The sequence below is a fragment of the Vreelandella halophila genome (assembly GCF_019903425.1).
In the GTDB taxonomy this organism is placed as follows: domain Bacteria; phylum Pseudomonadota; class Gammaproteobacteria; order Pseudomonadales; family Oleiphilaceae; genus Halospina; species Halospina halophila.
Genome location: NZ_JACHUZ010000011.1, coordinates 254,834 through 272,588, shown reverse-complemented (window position 1 = coordinate 272,588; position 17,755 = coordinate 254,834). Strand labels below are relative to the sequence as shown.

The 17,755-nt window shown below is 64.0% G+C and carries 18 protein-coding genes; 5 read left to right on the top strand and 13 right to left on the bottom strand.

All coding sequences use genetic code 11. The features are described 5' to 3' along the window. Positions 1 to 204 precede the first annotated feature (204 nt). From nadB to H4I92_RS01515, 5 genes are all read left to right on the top strand, one after another. Positions 205 to 1,809 carry an L-aspartate oxidase gene (gene nadB / locus H4I92_RS01535; protein ID WP_077528886.1) on the top strand — a complete coding sequence of 535 codons (1,605 nt, stop codon included), beginning with the start codon at positions 205 to 207 and terminating at the stop codon, positions 1,807 to 1,809. A 7-nt stretch (positions 1,810 to 1,816) separates the two neighbouring features. After that, positions 1,817 to 2,089, top strand: a complete 273-nt coding sequence (locus H4I92_RS01530) for an FAD assembly factor SdhE (RefSeq protein WP_479694238.1) — start codon at positions 1,817 to 1,819, stop codon at positions 2,087 to 2,089. Beyond that, a complete protein-coding gene (locus H4I92_RS01525) occupies positions 2,043 to 2,519 on the top strand; it encodes a hypothetical protein (protein ID WP_143512569.1) in 477 nt (158 codons plus the stop codon). The genes H4I92_RS01530 and H4I92_RS01525 overlap by 47 nt, the downstream gene beginning before the upstream one ends. Before the next feature lie 30 nt (positions 2,520 to 2,549). Then, complete coding sequence (gene ygfZ / locus H4I92_RS01520; RefSeq protein WP_077528884.1) at positions 2,550 to 3,503, top strand: CAF17-like 4Fe-4S cluster assembly/insertion protein YgfZ; 954 nt, start codon at positions 2,550 to 2,552, stop codon at positions 3,501 to 3,503. Between the two features lie 79 nt (positions 3,504 to 3,582). Beyond that, positions 3,583 to 4,419, top strand: coding sequence for an HDOD domain-containing protein (locus tag H4I92_RS01515; protein WP_077528883.1), 837 nt, complete (start codon positions 3,583 to 3,585; stop codon positions 4,417 to 4,419). A 6-nt stretch (positions 4,420 to 4,425) separates the two neighbouring features. On the opposite strand, the gene ung is transcribed toward H4I92_RS01515, so the two are convergent. The 13 genes from ung to ffh all read right to left on the bottom strand — a co-directional run bounded on the left by ung (position 4,426) and on the right by ffh (position 17,718). After that, on the bottom strand, positions 4,426 to 5,178 hold the full coding sequence (ung, locus tag H4I92_RS01510) for a uracil-DNA glycosylase (protein ID WP_077528882.1): 753 nt from the start codon (positions 5,176 to 5,178) through the stop codon (positions 4,426 to 4,428). Between the two features lie 2 nt (positions 5,179 to 5,180). Further along, positions 5,181 to 6,698 (bottom strand): lysine--tRNA ligase, encoded by a 1,518-nt coding sequence (gene lysS, locus H4I92_RS01505; RefSeq protein WP_077528881.1) that lies wholly within the window; start codon positions 6,696 to 6,698, stop codon positions 5,181 to 5,183. Positions 6,699 to 6,716: 18 nt separating this feature from the next. Next, positions 6,717 to 7,812 (bottom strand): peptide chain release factor 2 gene (gene prfB, locus H4I92_RS01500; protein WP_143512568.1). Its coding sequence is split into 2 segments (ribosomal slippage): positions 6,717 to 7,739 and positions 7,741 to 7,812, totalling 1,095 coding nucleotides; the frame shifts between segments, so codons are not numbered across the junction. Positions 7,813 to 7,891: 79 nt separating this feature from the next. Further along, a complete protein-coding gene (gene recJ / locus H4I92_RS01495) occupies positions 7,892 to 9,616 on the bottom strand; it encodes a single-stranded-DNA-specific exonuclease RecJ (RefSeq protein WP_077528879.1) in 1,725 nt (574 codons plus the stop codon). Positions 9,617 to 9,621: 5 nt separating this feature from the next. Further along, positions 9,622 to 11,028, bottom strand: a complete 1,407-nt coding sequence (gene thrC, locus H4I92_RS01490) for a threonine synthase (RefSeq protein ID WP_077528878.1) — start codon at positions 11,026 to 11,028, stop codon at positions 9,622 to 9,624. A 32-nt stretch (positions 11,029 to 11,060) separates the two neighbouring features. After that, positions 11,061 to 12,362 carry a homoserine dehydrogenase gene (locus H4I92_RS01485; RefSeq protein WP_077528877.1) on the bottom strand — a complete coding sequence of 434 codons (1,302 nt, stop codon included), beginning with the start codon at positions 12,360 to 12,362 and terminating at the stop codon, positions 11,061 to 11,063. A gap of 109 nt (positions 12,363 to 12,471) precedes the next feature. After that, positions 12,472 to 13,203 carry a DsbC family protein gene (locus H4I92_RS01480; protein ID WP_077528876.1) on the bottom strand — a complete coding sequence of 244 codons (732 nt, stop codon included), beginning with the start codon at positions 13,201 to 13,203 and terminating at the stop codon, positions 12,472 to 12,474. Between the two features lie 63 nt (positions 13,204 to 13,266). After that, on the bottom strand, positions 13,267 to 14,172 hold the full coding sequence (gene xerD / locus H4I92_RS01475; RefSeq protein WP_245800826.1) for a site-specific tyrosine recombinase XerD: 906 nt from the start codon (positions 14,170 to 14,172) through the stop codon (positions 13,267 to 13,269). Further along, the gene (gene rplS, locus H4I92_RS01470; RefSeq protein WP_077528874.1) at positions 14,165 to 14,521 is read right to left on the bottom strand and encodes a 50S ribosomal protein L19; all 357 of its coding nucleotides are present in this window, start codon (positions 14,519 to 14,521) and stop codon (positions 14,165 to 14,167) included. Before rplS ends, xerD begins: the two co-directional genes overlap by 8 nt. Positions 14,522 to 14,544: 23 nt before the next feature. After that, on the bottom strand, positions 14,545 to 15,300 hold the full coding sequence (trmD, locus tag H4I92_RS01465) for a tRNA (guanosine(37)-N1)-methyltransferase TrmD (RefSeq protein WP_077528873.1): 756 nt from the start codon (positions 15,298 to 15,300) through the stop codon (positions 14,545 to 14,547). 53 nt (positions 15,301 to 15,353) lie between these two features. After that, positions 15,354 to 15,890, bottom strand: coding sequence for a ribosome maturation factor RimM (rimM, locus tag H4I92_RS01460; RefSeq protein WP_077528872.1), 537 nt, complete (start codon positions 15,888 to 15,890; stop codon positions 15,354 to 15,356). Positions 15,891 to 15,903: 13 nt separating this feature from the next. Next, positions 15,904 to 16,149, bottom strand: a complete 246-nt coding sequence (gene rpsP / locus H4I92_RS01455) for a 30S ribosomal protein S16 (protein ID WP_077528871.1) — start codon at positions 16,147 to 16,149, stop codon at positions 15,904 to 15,906. A gap of 150 nt (positions 16,150 to 16,299) precedes the next feature. Beyond that, positions 16,300 to 17,718, bottom strand: a complete 1,419-nt coding sequence (ffh, locus tag H4I92_RS01450) for a signal recognition particle protein (RefSeq protein WP_077528870.1) — start codon at positions 17,716 to 17,718, stop codon at positions 16,300 to 16,302. Positions 17,719 to 17,755 lie beyond the last annotated feature (37 nt).

Below are 17,755 nucleotides of genomic sequence, written 5' to 3'. Positions count from 1 at the left end.
CCGCGCAACGCGGGCAGCCAGCCGCCGGCGCCACGCGCACCCGGGCGCGCTGACCCGCGCATTCCAGAACCTCGCCCTGGCGTTCATCGTCCGGTCGTGCCTGATCGTCCATCGCCCGCCCCCATTCCAATACCCGGATCATCTCCCGAGCATCCCTGTACGTAAAGAGTGACACCAGAGGCAAACTTTAGTTCAATATCCGCCATGCATGCATTCCACCATTACGATGTGCTGATCGTCGGCAGCGGTGCCGCAGGCCTGAGCACCGCCCTGACCCTGTCCCCCGAGCTGCGCGTCGCGGTTCTGAGCAAGACGGAACTCGACAGCGGCTCGACCCAGTGGGCCCAGGGCGGCATTGCGGCCGTGCTGGACGACAGCGACAGTGAAGAGGCGCACACCGCCGACACCCTGGGGGCCGGGGCTGGACTCTGCCACGAGGATACAGTGCGCCTGACCGTCTCCCGGGCGCGGGAAAGCATCGACTGGCTGATTGAACAGGGCGTCCAGTTCACCCGTGCCGACGGCAGCCATTTCCACCTCACCCGTGAGGGCGGCCACAGCCACCGTCGTATCATTCACGCCGCGGACGCCACCGGCCAGGCGGTCTCCGAGGCCCTTTGCGAGCGCGCCCGACAGCAGCCCAACATTGACATCTTCGAGAACCGGGTTGCAGTGGACCTGGTCACCCACCGCAAGCTGTTCCTGCCGGGCAACCGCTGCGTGGGCGCCTACATATTCAACCACGACACCCAGGAAGTGGAACTCTTCCGCGCGCGGTTCGTGGTGCTGGCCACCGGCGGCGCCAGCAAGGCCTATCTCTACACCAGCAACCCGGATGGCGCCACCGGCGACGGCATTGCCATCGCCTGGCGCGCGGGCTGCCGGGTGGCCAACATGGAGTTCAACCAGTTCCACCCCACCTGCCTCTACCACCCACAGGCCAAGTCATTCCTGATCAGCGAGGCGCTGCGCGGGGAAGGTGGCAAACTGCTGCTGCCCGATGGCAGCCGCTTCATGGACCGCTTCGACGAGCGCGCGGAACTGGCGCCTCGGGACATTGTGGCACGCGCCATTGACCATGAAATGAAGCGGCTGGGCGCGGACTGTCTCTATTTGGACATCAGCCACCGCCCGGCGGACTTCATTTCGGAACACTTCCCCACCATCGCCGCCCGCTGCCACGAATACGGCATCGACATCACCCGCGAGCCCATTCCCATCGTGCCCGCCGCCCATTACACCTGCGGCGGCATCATGGTGGACGAGCACGCCCGCTCGGACGTCAACCAGCTCTACGCGGTGGGCGAGACCTCCTTCACCGGCCTGCACGGCGCCAACCGCATGGCCAGCAATTCACTGCTGGAATGCCTGGTCTACGGCCGCGCGGCAGCCCGGGACATCAACGAACAGAATCCGCATGTACCGGAGCCGCCTGAAGTCCCTGAATGGGACGAATCCCGGGTGCGTGATTCGGACGAGGATGTGGTGATCGCGCACAACTGGGATGAACTGCGCCACTTCATGTGGGACTATGTGGGTATTGTGCGCACCACCAAGCGACTGCAGCGGGCCAAGCACCGGGCGGATATGCTCCACAGCGAGATCCGTGAGTTCTACAGCAACTACCGGGTGAGCAATGACCTGCTGGAGCTGCGCAACCTGGTAACAGTGGCGGATCTGATCATCTGCTCGGCACTGCAGCGGCGGGAAAGCCGGGGGCTCCACTACAACCTGGACTACCCCACCACTGCGGCGGAACCCAAAGACACCATACTGGTGCCGACCACCTATATGCGCTCTGACGCCTGACCCTCTGATGGAAACCACCGACCCCATGACCGACGACCGCGAATACAAACGCCTTGTCTGGCACAGCCGCAGGGGCATGCTGGAGCTTGACCTGCTGCTGGTGCCCTTTGTGAAGGAAGCCTACCCCTCGCTGCCCGAAGCCGACCGGGCCCGCTACCGGAGCCTGATCGACTGCGAGGACAACGACCTCTTTGCCTGGTTCATGCAGCGCAGCCGCCCCGAGGACCCGGACCTTGCCCGCATCGTCGACCTCATCCTCCAGCGGGTTCAGCCGGATTGACGTCCCGCTCAGCCCTTCCCCCGGCCTCGCAGCCGTAGCCGCCACGCCCTGGCTGCTGCCAGCGGCGCTGGTCCTGAGCCTTGAGGGCATTCCCGACGCCGTTACAGTGGGCGTGGCTGCTGCCTGCGCGGCCGGCGCCATCGCGGCCGTCCGGCAGCAGCTCCTGCGCGCACGCCACAGCCCGGTGCGGCTCACCGCCGGACCGGACGGACTGCGAGCCGTCCATGCCGGAGGTGGCGAGCACCCGGTCCGGGTCGGGCCCGGCTCGCGTATTGCCCACCGTTTCCTCTGGCTGCGCCTGAGTGGAAGTGGCCCTGCCCGGCCCCTGCTGTTGAGCACCCTCCCGGGTATCCGCAATACTGACGCGCGAAACCTGCGCCGGCTGACGGGCTGGCTCCGCCTGGGGCCGGCCCGCGCGGGCGATGAGTGAGCCCAAGAATCCCTTTCACGGAGACACGGAATGACCCAGACGACCGCAACGGCCCCCGCCACCCTGCCCGATGCCATGACCGCCCCGGTCAACGCCCATCGGCTGATGCTGCTGGAAGGCCCGGATGTGGATCGCTTTCTCCAGGGCCAGGTCACCTGCAACATTGATGAGCTGACCCGTGAACACAGCCTGCCCGGTGCGGCCTGTACGCCCAAGGGACGCGCCTACGCACTGTTCCGGCTGGTACGCCTGTCTCCAGAAAGGGTCCTGGTGCGTTTCCCCGAATCCCTGAGCGACCGGATCAGCCAGCAGTTGAGCAAGTATCTGGCCTTCTTCCAGGCGGAGCTGAAAGCCGCGGAGGACTGGCAGCTTCTGGGGCTCATCGGGGAAGAGCGCGCCGCCACCCTGGCACCCTCGCTGCCGGCGGAGGTCAACGGCGCCACCGTCACCGACGAGGGGGTACTGGTGCGCACGGTACCCCTGCCCGACGGCCGGGCCCGCTTCGAACTCTGGTGGAACACGGCTACGAAAGAGGCGCCGCAGCCGGACCAGGACAGCGCCGCGTGGCGGCTTTCGGAAATCATGAGCGGCCTGACCCTGCTCAACGACACCACCACGGAACAGTACATACCACTGAACCTGAACCTCCAGTCCTACGAGGGCGTGAGCTTTACCAAGGGTTGTTACACCGGCCAGGAGATCATTGCGCGCATGCATCACCTGGGGCAGCTCAAGAAGAGCCTTTTCCGTCTTGAGGCGCGCTTCACCGACACCCTCCCCGCCCCCGGCGACCGGCTGGTGGACGGCGACGGCAATGCCCTGGGAGAAATCACCGACAGCATCGCCACCGACGACGGCTCCGTGCAGCTGCTCGGGGTACTCAAGCACGCCGCCATGGAAGCCACCATCACGCTCGCGGACCAGCCCGGCGCACAGCTGGCGCTGCAACCGCTGGGCTATGGGGTGCCCGAACAGCAGCCGTGACAAAATATAACGGCACGCCGGGCCAGCGCCTGCTATAAAGAGGGCAGCATTCCAAAGCATCCAGGAGGCCCTCAAGGCTATGACGGAACTGGCCAACCGCATCCGTGATCAGCTCCTAACAGCCATCGACCAGGATCAGCTGACCCTGCCGACGCTGCCGGAAGTAGCTCTGAAAGTCCGGGACATCGCCGAGGACGAAGACTCCACAATCCATGACATCACCAAAACCATCAGCGACGATGCGGCCATGTCCGCGCGCATCATCAAGGTGGTGAACAGCCCCCTGTTCCGGGGCTCCCGGGAGATCGAGACCCTCAACATGGCGGTCAGCCGGCTGGGCATGGACTACACCAGCAGCCTTGCCATGGGTCTGGCCATGGAACAGATGTTCCAGGCGACCTCGGACATGGTGGACCGGCGCCTGCGTACCATCTGGCAGCGCAGCACCGAAATCGCCGGCATTGCCCAGGTGCTTGCCCAGCACTACACCAGGCTCAGGCCCGAACAGGCGACCCTGGCGGGGCTTGTCTGCCAGATTGGCGCCCTACCGGTGCTGCGTTTTGTTGAGGACCATGACCTGCAGGTCAACAGCGCCATGCTGGACAACCTGGTGGACGAACTCCACCCGGTGATCGGGGACCGTATTCTCAAGCGCTGGGACTTCCCACTGGAACTGCACCATGTGCCGTCAGAGCACGTGAACTTCGGGCGCCAGGTGCCGGAAGCGGATTACGCGGATGTGGTCATGGTCGCCAGCCTTCAGACCCTGGTGGGAACCGGCCACCCCTACACGGAAATGAACTGGCACGAGGTCACCGCGTTCCATCGCCTGGGTCTGGATCCGGAATCCGGCATGGAGGATGACGAGGACCTGGGGGAGCAGATGGACGCGGCTATGGCCCTGCTCAAGGGCTGAACCCGCTCAGCCCTGGGCCTGTTTGCCGCCCCGGTAACGGGCTTCCAGGGTGGCCTGGTCCGGCAGCGCCCAGTCCACCTCTGGCAGCCCCTTCTGCGCCAGCCACTCGTTGGTCCGCGAGAACCACTTCTGCCCGAAGAACCCCCGGTGGGCAGCAAGAGGCGATGGATGCGGCCCCTCCAGAACCAGGTGCCGGTTGCGGTCGATAAAGCTACCCTTCTTCTGGGCATAGCTGCCCCACAGCAGAAACACCACGCCCTCGCGCTCCTCGTTGAGGTTCCCGATGACGCGATCCGTGAAGGTCTCCCAGCCCTGCCCGCGATGGGCGCCGGCATTGCCCTGCTCCACCGTCAGCACACTGTTGAGCAGCAGCACACCCTGCTCCGCCCAGGGCTGCAGGCAGCCGTGGTCCGGGATGGGCGTGCCCAGGTCTTGGTTGAGCTCCTTGAAGATATTGACCAGCGAGGGCGGCACCTGGACGCCGGGCCGGACACTGAAGCACAGGCCATGGGCCTGGCCCGGCCCGTGGTAGGGATCCTGCCCCAGGATGACCACGGAGGTGCGGTCGAACAGCGTGCTGTTGAGCGCGTTAAAGCAGAGGTTGGCGCGCGGGAACAGGGTCTTCCCGGCCTGCTCTTCCGAGGCCAGGAACTCCCCGAGCTTTTCCATGTACGGCTGGCTGAACTCGCCCTCCAGGCGCTCCCGCCAGCCTGTGCCCGGTTTCAGATGCGACAGCAGCGCTTCCGTGGCCGGGTGCATATTCAGCCCCTCTCGGGTCGCATGGCTGGGAACAGGATGACATCACGGATCGAGGGGGAATCGGTCAGCAGCATCAGCAGCCGGTCAATCCCGATACCCTCGCCCGCCGTCGGCGGCAGACCGTACTCCAGCGCGGTGATGAAGTCCTCGTCGTAGAACATGGCCTCATCATCGCCCTCGGCCTTTTCCTGCGCCTGTTCACGGAAACGCTCCGCCTGGTCCTCGGCGTCGTTGAGCTCCGAGAAACCATTGGCGATTTCGCGCCCGCCCACGAACAGCTCAAAGCGCTCGGTCACGCTCGGGTCATCGTCACAGCGACGTGCCAGCGGCGAGACCTCGGTCGGATAACGGGTGATGAAGGTGGGCTGGGTCAGACGGTGCTCGGCGGTCTCCTCGAAAATCTCGGTCTGGATGCGCCCCAGCCCCCAGCCGTCCTTGACGTTGATGCCCAGGCCTGCGGCGGCCTTCGCCGCCTGCTCCCGGTCCGAGAGCTGCGCCTCGGTCAGGTCCGGGTTGTGCTCAAGAATGGCCTCCATGACGCTCAGACGCCGGAAGGGGCCGGAGAAATCATAGGTGACGTGATCCACGATTTCGCCATTCTCGCCCCGCACCCCGTTGCTGAAGTGGGCCTCACCGAAGACATTGACCGCCACTTCCCGCAGCAGGTTCTCGGTCAGTTCCATCAGGTGGTTGTAGTCGGCATAGGCCTGGTAGAACTCGAGCATGGTGAACTCGGGATTGTGCCGGGTGGACAGCCCCTCGTTGCGGAAGTTGCGGTTGATCTCGAAGACCTTCTCAAAGCCACCGACCACCAGGCGCTTGAGATAGAGCTCCGGTGCCACGCGCAGGTACATGTCGATGTCCAGCGCGTTGTGATGGGTGATGAAGGGCCGGGCCGTGGCACCACCGGGAATCACCTGCAGCATGGGCGTCTCCGCCTCGATAAAGTCGCGGCTGGTGAGATAGTGGCGCATCTGGTTGATGACCTTGGAGCGCACCTTGAAGGTACTGCGCGTGTCCTCGTTCATGATGAGGTCCACGTAGCGCCGGCGGTAGCGCTGCTCCGGGTCCACCAGGCCCTTGTGCTTCTCCGGCAGCGGCCGCAGTGACTTGGTCAGGAGCTGGTACTCCTCCATCACCACGTAGAGGTCGCCCTTGCCGGACTTGGAGAGCGTGCCCCTGACACCGACGATGTCGCCCACATCCCAGTCCTTGATCTCCTTCTGCACCTCCTTGGTGCTGTAGATCTGCATGCGGCCGCTCATGTCCTGGATCACCGAGAACGGCTTGCGGTCCAGCATCAGGCGCCCGGCCACCGCGACCTTCATATTCAGTTCGGCCAGCTCTTCCTTGCTGTAATCGCCGTAACGCGCCTGCAGCTCCGCGGCTGTGCTGTCACGTTCAAAGTCGTTGGGGAACGGGTTGTCGCTGGCGTCACGGCGCTTCTGCAGTTTCTCGCGGCGCTCGGCGATCAGCCGGTTCTCGTCCTGGGATGGCGTTGCGTCGGTGTTTTCGGTCATGGGCGAAAGATTCTCCGGTTACAGGCCCTGCTTGAGACTGGCGATGATGAATTGGTCGAGACTCCCGTCGAGCACGTTCTGGGTGTTGCTCGTTTCCACCCGTGTGCGCAGATCCTTGATGCGCTGGTCGTCCAGTACATAGGAGCGGATCTGGCTGCCCCAACCGATGTCCGACTTGTTGTTCTCGGCAGCCTGTTTCTCCTCGTTGCGCTTCTGCAGCTCCAGCTCGTAAAGCTTGGCGCGCAGCTGCTTCATCGCGTAATCCTTGTTCTGGTGCTGGGAGCGGCCGCTCTGGTTCGCCACCACGATGCCTGTGGGCTGGTGGGTGATCCGCACCGCGGATTCCGTGGTGTTGACGTGCTGACCACCGGCGCCCGAGGCCCGGTACACGTCGATCCGCAGATCCGAGGGGTCAATCTCGATCTCGATGTTGTCGTCGATCTCCGGCGAGGCAAACACGGAAGCAAAGGAGGTGTGCCGGCGGTTGCCCGAATCAAAGGGCGACTTGCGGACCAGCCGGTGCACGCCTGTCTCGGTGCGCAGCCAGCCGTAGGCGTACTCGCCCTCGATCCGGATGGTGGCGCTCTTGAGACCGGCCACATCGCCGTCCTGGGCCTCGAGCACCTCGTACTTGAAGCCCTTGGCCTCGGCCCAGCGCAGGTACATGCGCAGCAGCATGTTCGCCCAGTCCTGGGCCTCGGTGCCACCGGACCCCGACTGGATGTCCAGATAGCAGTTGCTGGCGTCCATGTCACCGGAGAACATCCGCCGGAATTCCAGCTTCTCCAGTTCCCCTTCCAAGGTCTGGAGTTCGCCGGTCACGTCATTGGCGGCCGCCTCATCCTCTTCGGACTCGGCCATCTGGAGCAGCTCCTCCGCATCACGGATGCCGTTGCTCAGCCGGTCCAGTGTGGAAACAATGGCATGCAGGCTGGCATGTTCCTTGTTCAGCGCCTGGGCGCGGTCCGGGTTGTTCCAGACCTCAGGCTGTTCCAGTTCGCGTTCGACTTCCGTCAGCCGTTCCTTCCTGCTGTCGTAGTCAAAGATACCCCCTAAGCGCTTCCGTACGCGCTTCCAGGTCACGAATGGTCTGAATGATCGGATTGGTTTCCATAGCCGACGGCCTCTTGTTGAGTGGGCATGTCAGAAAGATGGCTTATTGTAACGAATGCGCAGGGCACTGAATACGCGGCCTACAGCGGCTCCAGGTGCAGAACGCGCAGCTGCAGCCGCTCGCGCCCCCGGAAGCGGTTGGCATCCAGCTGGTAGGCCAGCCGGGCCCGCCGGCATTCGCACGGCCACTGGTCGGTATCAACATTGAAGGCAATGCCATCCAGCGGTGTATTCCATCCGGGCACACCGATCTGCAGCTTGAGGTGACGCTCCCCTACGATCCGCTGATCCAGGAGTTCGAATTCACCGTCGAACACCGGCTCGGGGAAGCCCTGCCCCCAGGGTCCGCCATTGGCAAGCAGGTGGGCGGTTTCGAGGGTCAGCCAATCCGGTTCCAGCTCGCCATCGCTGAGGATCTCCGGGCGCAGGAGTTCCGGCTCGACCCGCTCGCGCACCAGTTGCGTCACCGCCTCCCGGAACCGTTCCACCCCGGAGCTGGTCAGGGTCATGCCGGCCGCCATGGCATGCCCGCCATAACGCTCCAGAAGCTCTGGATGGCGGGCATCCAGCTCCGCGATCAGGTCCCGGATATGCAGGCCCGGCACGGAGCGGGCCGAGCCCTTGAGCAGCCCCTCCCCACCCCGGGCGAAGGCAATCACGGGGCGGTGGAAGCGCTCCCGGATGCGCGAGGCCAGAAGGCCGATCACGCCTTCATGCCACTGCTCATCGTGCAGGCAGAGCACCGGCGGCAGCTCGCCCTCATCGAGATGCAGCCTGGCGAGCGCCGACTCCGCCTCACCGCGCATGTCCGACTCAATGCTCCGGCGTTCGCGGTTCAGGCGGTCCAGTTCGGAGGCAAGGCGCTGCGCCTCGCTGTCATCCTCCGTCAGCAGGCACTCGATGCCCACGGCCATGTCGTCCAGGCGCCCTGCCGCGTTGAGGCGTGGGCCCAGTACAAACCCCAGATCCGTCGCTTCCAGCGCATCCGCATCCCGACCGGCCAGTTCAAGCAGTGCCCGGATGCCGGGGCGCGTGCGCCCTGCGCGGATCCGGCGCAGCCCCTGGGCCACCAGGGTACGGTTGTTGTGATCCAGGGGCACCACGTCCGCCACCGTGCCCAGTGCCACCAGATCCAGGTACTCCGCCATTGCCGGCGGCGCCTGGGCAAACCATCCCGCTGCCTCCAGATGCCGGCGGAGCGCGCTCATCACATAGAAGGTCACGGCAACCCCGGCGGTATTGCCTGTCGGGAAGTCACAGCCGGGCTGGTTGGGATTGACGATGGCCTCGGCCCCCGGAAGCGTCTCCCCGGGCAGGTGGTGGTCCGTGACCACGACGCGCACGCCCTTCTCCCGGGCCCTGGCCACGCCTTCATGGGCAGCGATGCCATTGTCGACGGTCAGGATCAGGTCTGGGAGGCTGCCCTCCTCTACCAGTTGATCGACGATCCCCGGCGTCAGGCCATAGCCATCCGTAAAGCGGCTGGGCACACGGTAGTCCACCTTCTGGGCGCCGAAACGGGTGAGTGCCAGCACCGCCAGCGCCGTACTGGTGGCACCATCGGCGTCAAAATCACCGACAACCGTCACCCCCTGCCCCTGCATCACGGCACTGGCAAGTGTGGAGGCCGCGGCTTCCATCCCCCGGAAACCATCCGGTCGGGCCAGGGAGGCCAGGCCATAGTCGAGCTGGTTGGTGTCGGTGACGCCCCGGGCGGCATAGAGCCGCCGCAGGAGAGGATGGAGGTCGGCGCTGGCGAGGGCATCCCCGCCAACGCCCGCACGCCGTACTATGGTCTGCTGCATAGGGCTCAGTTGTTGGCGTGGCGCCAGTTACGGGCCATGAACTGCTGAATGGTGGCAAGATCATTGTCCAGCACCGTGAACCGCTCCTCCCGTTCCATCAGGTCGGAGAGGTGCTCTGGCAGTGCCGCCTCACGGGGCACGCCGGAACGGGTCACGGCGTCCGGAAACTTGACCGGGTGCGCGGTACCCATGGTCACCATCGGCACGGTGGCATCCCGCCGGCAGCGCCGCGCCGCCTCCACGCCAATGGCCGTGTGCGGGTCCAGCAGGTACTCGGTTTCGCCGTAGACCTCGGCGATCACCTCACAGGTCCGCTCATCGTTCACCGAGAGGCTATCGAACAGCCCGCGGGCCGATTTCCAGCGGTCGTTTTCCAGCGAGACAGCCCCGTGCTCGGCGTTTTTCAGAAACTCCACCACACTCTCCGGATGGCGGCCATAGAGATCGAACAGCAGCCTCTCGAAGTTGCTGGAGATGGTGATGTCCATGCTCGGCGACAGGGTATGCTGCAGCCTGCCGGTCTCGTAGTGATTGCCGCTGATGAACCGGTGCAGGATGTCATTCTGGTTGGTAGCAACCACCAGCTGCTGCACCGGTACGCCCATCTGCCGCGCCAGATAGCCCGCGAAGATGTCCCCGAAGTTGCCCGTTGGCACCGAGAACGCCAGGCTACGGTGCGGACCGCCGAGCGCCAGTGAGGCGTAGATGTAGTAGACGATCTGGGCCATGATTCGGGCCCAGTTGATCGAGTTGACGGCGACCAGCGAGGTTTTCCCCTCAAGGAAGGACTGATCCGCGAAGCTGGCCTTGACCATCTTCTGGCAGTCGTCAAAATTCCCGTCCACCGCGATATTGTGCACATTATCGCTGAGCACGGTGGTCATCTGGCGCCGCTGCACTTCGGAGACCCGCCGGTGGGGATGGAGGATGAACAGATCCACGTGCCTGGAGTGGCGGCAACCCTCAATGGCCGCCGAACCGGTATCACCGGAAGTGGCCCCGAGAATCACCACGTGCTGACCGCGTTTCTCCAGCACGTGGTCCAAGAGCCGACCGAGCAGCTGCAGGGCGAAATCCTTGAACGCCAGAGTCGGGCCCCGGAACAGTTCCATAACCCATTCGTTGGCATCCAGCTGCACCAGGGGCGCCACCGCACGATGGGTAAAACCGGCATAGGTCTCACGGACCATCGCGCGGAAGTCGTCCTCGGCAATGGATTCCTCAACGAAGGGATACATCACCCGACAGGCCAGTTCGTCGTAGGGAAGCCCCCGCAGCGCCATGAGGTCTTCAGGCGTGTAGCGTGGCAGAGTTTCCGGCACATAGAGCCCGCCATCGGTGGCAAGCCCCTGCAGGAGCACGTCTTCAAAGCTGAGCGCGGGCGCCTGCCCGCGGGTGCTGATGTATCTCAAGGCTGTATTCCGTCAGTGTCCGGGTTCAGTTCTCAGAGAAAGTTCTCGGCGCGGATGCGCACCACCCTGCCTTCCACTTCAGGCAGCGCTTCCATTTCGGCAATGGCATCGTTGACCTGTTTCTCCAGGACCGTATGGGTCAGCAGGATCACCGGGATCTGGCCGTCATGCAGCTCGGACTCCTTCTGCATGATGGATTCGATGTTGATGCCGTTCTCGCTCATGATGGAGGCCACCTTGGCGAGCACACCGGGCCGGTCCAGCGCCTGAATGCGCAGGTAGTAGGCCGAGCGGATCTCGTTCGGGCTCAGGATACGGTGATCGGTCACCGCCTCGGACTCGAAGCCCAGGTAGGGCACCCGTTGCGTACTGCCGGTAGAGACCGTGCGCGCCACGTCCACCAAGTCCGCAATCACGGCTGAGGCTGTTGCTTCGTCGCCGGCGCCCGGGCCGTAGTACATGGTCTGGCCGACCGCGTCACCATCCACGAGCACGGCATTGAGCACACCGTCGACACTGGCGATCAGGTTTTTCACCGGCACCAGTGTCGGGTGCACACGCAGTTCAATGCCGTCCTCGCGGGAACGGGCGATGCCCAGATGCTTGACCCGGTAACCCAGGGCTTCGGCGTGGGAGATGTCGTAGGGCGTGATATTGGCGATGCCCTCGGTATAGGCCCGATCGAACTGCAGGGGAACACCGAAGGCGGCCGAGGCCATGATGGTCAGCTTGTGGGCGGCATCGATGCCTTCCACATCGAAGGTGGGATCGGCCTCGGCATACCCCAGGTCCTGGGCTTCCTTCAGCACTTCATCAAAATCGCGCCCGGCCCGCATCTCGGTGAGGATGTAGTTGCCGGTACCGTTGATGATGCCCGCAAGCCACTGGATCCGGTTGGCAGCCAGCCCTTCCCGGATCGCCTTGATGACCGGAATGCCACCGGCAACACCCGCCTCATAGGCGACGATGACGTTCTTCTCGCGGGCGGCGTCGAAGATCTCATTACCATGCTGTGCGATCAGGGCCTTGTTGGCCGTGACCACGTGCTTCCCCTGCTCGATGGCGGCCAGCACCAGCCGACGGGCGTCGTCATAGCCACCGATGAGTTCAACGACAATATCGATGTCCGGGTCGTTGACCACATCGTTCACGTCGGTGGAGAACGGCGTGTCACCCAGACCCAGGTCCGGGCGCGGGCTCCGGTTCGCAACACGCGCCACGCGCAGGTTGCAGCCGGCACGACCGGCGATGATCCGGGCATTGCGCTGCAGGACCTCCCAGGTTCCGCCACCAACGGTCCCGAGACCACAGATTCCGATGTTCACGTCCTTCACTGGCCACCTCTTGTTCGCTTGGAAATGCACGTCAATACCGGGGAAACGCGCATGTTATACGCTTTGCGCGCCGAAAAAAACTCGACCGCCTCCCCGCGTTACGGATGTTTCAACCGTCGAGTCCGAGCTCCTGCGCCAATGCTCTGGGGGGCTTGTAGCCCCGGATCATGCGGCCGGATTCGGTAACCAGCGCCGGTGTTCCACTCACACCAAACGTGCGCCCCATCCGGAAATGGGACTGCACCGGCGAATCGCACTGCTCCGAGGAGACCGATTCCCCCTGCTTGGCCCGGGTCATGGCACTGCGGCGATCCTCGGAACACCAGACGGCGTTCAGCTGCCGGGCGCCCTTGCTGCCGGGCCCGCCACGGGGATAGGCCAGATAGTTCACGCGGATGCCCAGATCATTCAGCGCCTCCATGTCACGGTGCAGCTTGCGACAGTAGCCACAGGTCGTGTCCGTGAATACATAGAGATCGGCCCTGATCTCGTCCTCTTCCGGCCCGAAACGGATCATCTCGCTGCGGTCCAGCTCCGCAACCGTTTCACGACGCAGTTGGGTACGGCTCTGCTCGGTGAGGTTGGTGATGCCATCATCGCCGAGGCGCAGCATCTGACCGGTGAACAGATAGCGGCCATCGGCGGTGGTATAGATCAGGTTTCCGCCACCCTGGACCGCATACAGGCCCTCGCGCTCCGTTTCCCGGATACTGTCCACAGGCATGTCGGGAACACTCTCTTCCAGGCGCTCGCGGATCCGCTCCTCTGCGGATTTCGCGCATGCGGCTGTCGCCAGCAGCCCGGCAACGAGCAGCAGGAAAGCGGCTGATAGACGTCTCATGGTCAACTCCGGCTTCGTTTCAATGCCCCGGAGGATACCGGATTTCCGCTGGCCTGTCGTTGATCAGCCCCGTGGGTGGTGGGTCTGGTGCAGCTGCTGCAGCCGTTCCCTTGCCACATGGGTATAGATCTGGGTGGTGGAGAGGTCACTGTGCCCCAGCAGCATCTGGACCACACGGAGATCCGCACCATGGTTGAGCAGGTGGGTGGCAAAGGCATGGCGCAGGGTATGAGGAGAGAGAGGTTTGCGGATACCGGCACGCACCGCGTAGCGTCGGATCCGGTACCAGAAGGCCTGGCGGGTGAGGTGCCCGCCGCGCCCTCCGGGAAACAGGGCATCGGTACCGGCACCCCTGGTCAGCTCGGGCCGGGCTTCCTGCAGGTACCGGTCGAGCCACTCCAGGGCCTCCTCGCCCATGGGCACCAGGCGTTCCTTGTTGCCCTTGCCCAGCAGCCGTACCACGCCCTGGCGCCGGTTCACCTGGGAAAGCCGCAATGCCACCAGCTCCGACACGCGGAGACCACAGGCATAAAGCAGCTCCATCATCGCCCTGTCCCGGAGCTCAATGGGTTCACCCGTATCGGGGGCATCCAGAAGGGCTTCCACATCCGCTTCGGTAAGCGTATCCGGCAGGCGACGGGCCAGTTTCGGACTGTCCAGGCGCAGGGTCGGATCCTCGTCGATCAGGCCTTCACGGAGGAGGTAGCGGTAGAATCGTCTGAGGCAGGAGAGGCGCCTGGCCGCGGTGCTTGAACGGGCGCCGGCGGAAAGCACACTGGAGAGGTAGTCCATGAGACAGGTTCGGTCCACCTCGGACAGATCCTTTCCAGGGTACTGGCCGGTAAGCCAGCGTCCGAACTGTCTGAGATCGCTTTCGTAGGAAAGCCGGGAGCGGTCGCTCAGGCCGGATTCCAGCCAGAGCGACTCACTGAATGACGCAACCAGTTGCTCGTTGCGTTCCTCAGCCAAGCTTTTCCTTGATCCGCGCGGCCTTACCGGAGAGCTGACGCAGATGGTACAGCTTCGCCTGGCGCACATCACCGCGACGCTTGACCGAGATGCTGTCGATCAGGCGGGAATGCGTCTGGAAGGTCCGCTCGACACCGATGCCATAGGAGCGCTTGCGCACAGTGAACGAGGAGTTCAGGCCACGGTTGCGCTTGCCGATGACCACACCCTCGAACGCCTGCAGACGCTCACGGTTGCCCTCGGTCACCCGCACCTGAACGACCACGGTATCACCCGGGCCGAACTCGGGAACGGATTCCTTGAGCTGCTCGTTTTCAATTTCCTGGATGATACTGTTCTTGCCACTCATCGTTTTGCTCACTCCTGAATGTGTCACCAATCCGACCCGCCATCCGGCCGTTCGTTTTCAATCTCCGCCAGCAGTCGCTGCTCCTCGGCGGTCAGTTCCCGTTCGCGGAGCAGTTCAGGGCGTCTGATCAGGGTCCGCTGCAGCGACTGTTTCAGCCGCCAGCGCCGGATCCGCTCGTGATCGCCACCGAGCAGGACCTCCGGCACCCTGGATCCGCGATGCGCCTCCGGGCGCGTGTAATGTGGGCAGTCAAGTAGCCCATCCGCGAAGGAATCCTCCACGGCGGACTGGCTGTGCCCCAGAACCCCCGGTATCTGGCGGACTACCGCATCCACCAGCACCATGGCCGCGAGTTCGCCGCCGCTGAGCACGTAGTCGCCGATGGAGATCTCTTCATCCACCCGCGCCTCCAGCACGCGCTCATCAATGCCTTCATAGCGCCCGGACAGCAGAACCAGACCGGGCTCCGCCGCCAGGGACTCGACCATCGCCTGATCAAGCACCCGGCCCTGGGGCGAAAGACAGATGACCTTCGCCTCCCCGCCGACCCGCTCAACCGCCTCATCAATGGCGGCCTCCAGCGGTTCGGCCTTCATGACCATGCCCGGCCCGCCCCCGTAGGGACGGTCGTCAACCGTACGGTGACGGTCGTGGGTAAAGGTCCTGGGGTTGATGCAGTCCAGCATCAGATGCCCTTCGGAAACCGCCCGGCCGCTCACCCCATAGTCGGTGATCGCCCGGAACATCTCCGGAAAAATACTGATGGCCGCAACCCGCAACCCGAGCGCCTCTTGTCTTGCCCGTAACCGGTCATCCGGTACGCGGGCCGTTCTCAGAACTCCGGATCCCAGTCAGCCTCGAGGAAGCCATCCTCCAGATTCACCGATCGGACAATCTCATCCGGCAGGAAGGGGATCAGCCGCTCCCTGCCATCCATGCTGGCTGCGTCGGCACGCACCACCAGCACGTCATTTGACCCGGTCTCGATCAGGTGGTCCACCACCCCCAGGTCATGCCCTTCATCGGCAGTCCGCACCCGCAGCCCCTGGAGCTGGTACCAGTAGTACTCGCCTTCCCCGAGCGATGGAAGCTCACTGGTCTCAACACGGATGTCGAGACCGCAGAGGCTGGCCGCCTGATCCCTGTCCTCAACACCTTCAAGCTTGGCAACCAGTGTCTTGCCGTGGGGCTTGCCGGTCACAAGGCGGACCCTGCGGGGCTCGCGGGACGAGGCACGCCCATCCACCAGGGTCCAGTTGCTGTACTGGAAGATGTTCTCACGGGGCTCGGTGTAGGAATACACCTTCACCCAGCCCTGCACCCCGTAAACCGAGGTGATCTGGCCCAGTACGGTTTCCCCAACCCCCATGGACACGACTCCCTTACTCGGAAGCCGCCTCTTTCAGCAGGCTGCTCACCCGCTCAGTGGGCTGCGCCCCCTGGTCGATCCAGTACTGTGCACGCTCGGTGTCAAGGCGCAGACGCTCCTCGTGGCCGCGAGCCACCGGGTTGAAGAACCCGAGACGCTCGATGTAGCGGCCATCACGGGGCTTGCGGCTGTCCGTGACCTGGACGTGGTAGAACGGGCGCTTCTTGGCGCCGCCTCGTGTCAAACGGATTGTTACCATTTCAGCGACTGTCCTATTGCGTTCAAATAATCAGTTCCGACAAGCCTGGGCATGCGAACCGGCTGTCACAGGCAAACAAAGTTACGCCCGTGCGAAAGGGCTGGCATTCTACTGTAAAACGCTGCCCCTGAAAAGCGTTGATATCAGGCCTCAGCGCCGCCCCATGGGTGGCATGCCACCACCGCCCATGCCGCCGGGACCACCACCCGGTCCACCGGGGCCGCCCTGACCCATCATACCCTGCATGCCGCGCATCATGTTCTCCATGCCGCCCTTCTTGCCCATCTTCTTCATCATCTTCTGCATCTGCTTGTGCTGCTTGAGCAGGCGATTGATCTCCTGCATCTGCACACCGGAGCCGGATGCAATACGGCGCTTGCGGGAACTGCTGATGACGTCCGGGTAGCGGCGCTCATGCGGGGTCATGGAGGAAATGATGGCCTCCATGCGGCCGATGGACTTGTCGTTGACCTGTTTCTCGGCCATCTCCTGATACTGGCCCATGCCCGGCAGCTTCTCGAGCATGGCGCCCATACCGCCCATGCTCTTCATCTGCTGGAGCTGGTCCCGGAAATCCTCCAGGTCAAACTTCTTGCCCTTCTTGATCTTCTTGGTGAGCCTCTGGGCCTTCTTCTGGTCGACCTTCTGCTCAGCATCCTCGATCAGGGAGAGCACATCACCCATGCCCAGGATGCGCGAGGCAATCCGGTCCGGATGGAACACCTCCAGGGCATCGTTCTTCTCGCCCACGCCCATGAACTTGATGGGCCTGCCGGTGATGTGGCGCACCGAGAGCGCGGCACCACCACGGGCATCGCCGTCCGCCTTGGTCAGGATCACGCCACTGAGCGGCAGCGCCTCGCTGAACGCCTTGGCCGTGTTGGCCGCGTCCTGGCCGCTCATGGCGTCCACCACGAACAGCGTCTCGTTGGGCTGGACCGCCTTATTAAGACGCCCGATCTCATCCATCATGTCGTTATCGACGTGCAGACGACCCGCCGTGTCGACGATCACCACGTCGATGAAACGCCGGCGCGCTTCGTCTACCGCGTTATTGGCGATGGTGACGGGATCCTGGTCCGTACTGCTCGGGTAAAAGGTGGCATCCACCTCACCGGCGAGAGTCTCCAGCTGGTTGATAGCCGCCGGGCGATAGACGTCGGCGCTGACCACCAGCACCGACTTCTTCTCGCGTTCCTTCAGGTAGCGCGCCAGTTTGGCAACGCTCGTGGTCTTACCCGCGCCCTGGAGCCCGGCCATCATGATCACCGCCGGCGGCTTGCCGTCGAGCTTCAGCGGCTCGGCAGCCCCCATGACCGCTTCCAGCTCGCTCTGGACAAGCTTGATGAACGCCTGCCCGGGCGTGAGGCTGCGCATCACCTCCTGGCCCATGGCCTTTTGGCGTACGTTCTCGACGAAGTCCTTGACCACTGGCAGGGCTACGTCCGCCTCGAGCAGCGCCATGCGCACTTCGCGCAGGGTTTCACTGATATTGTTCTCGGTCAGCTTCGCCTGGCCGGAGATCTTGCGGAGGCTCCCGGAGAGCCGATCGGTCAGATTATCAAACATGGACGCCCGCAATTGTCGGTTGATGTTTAACGCCATT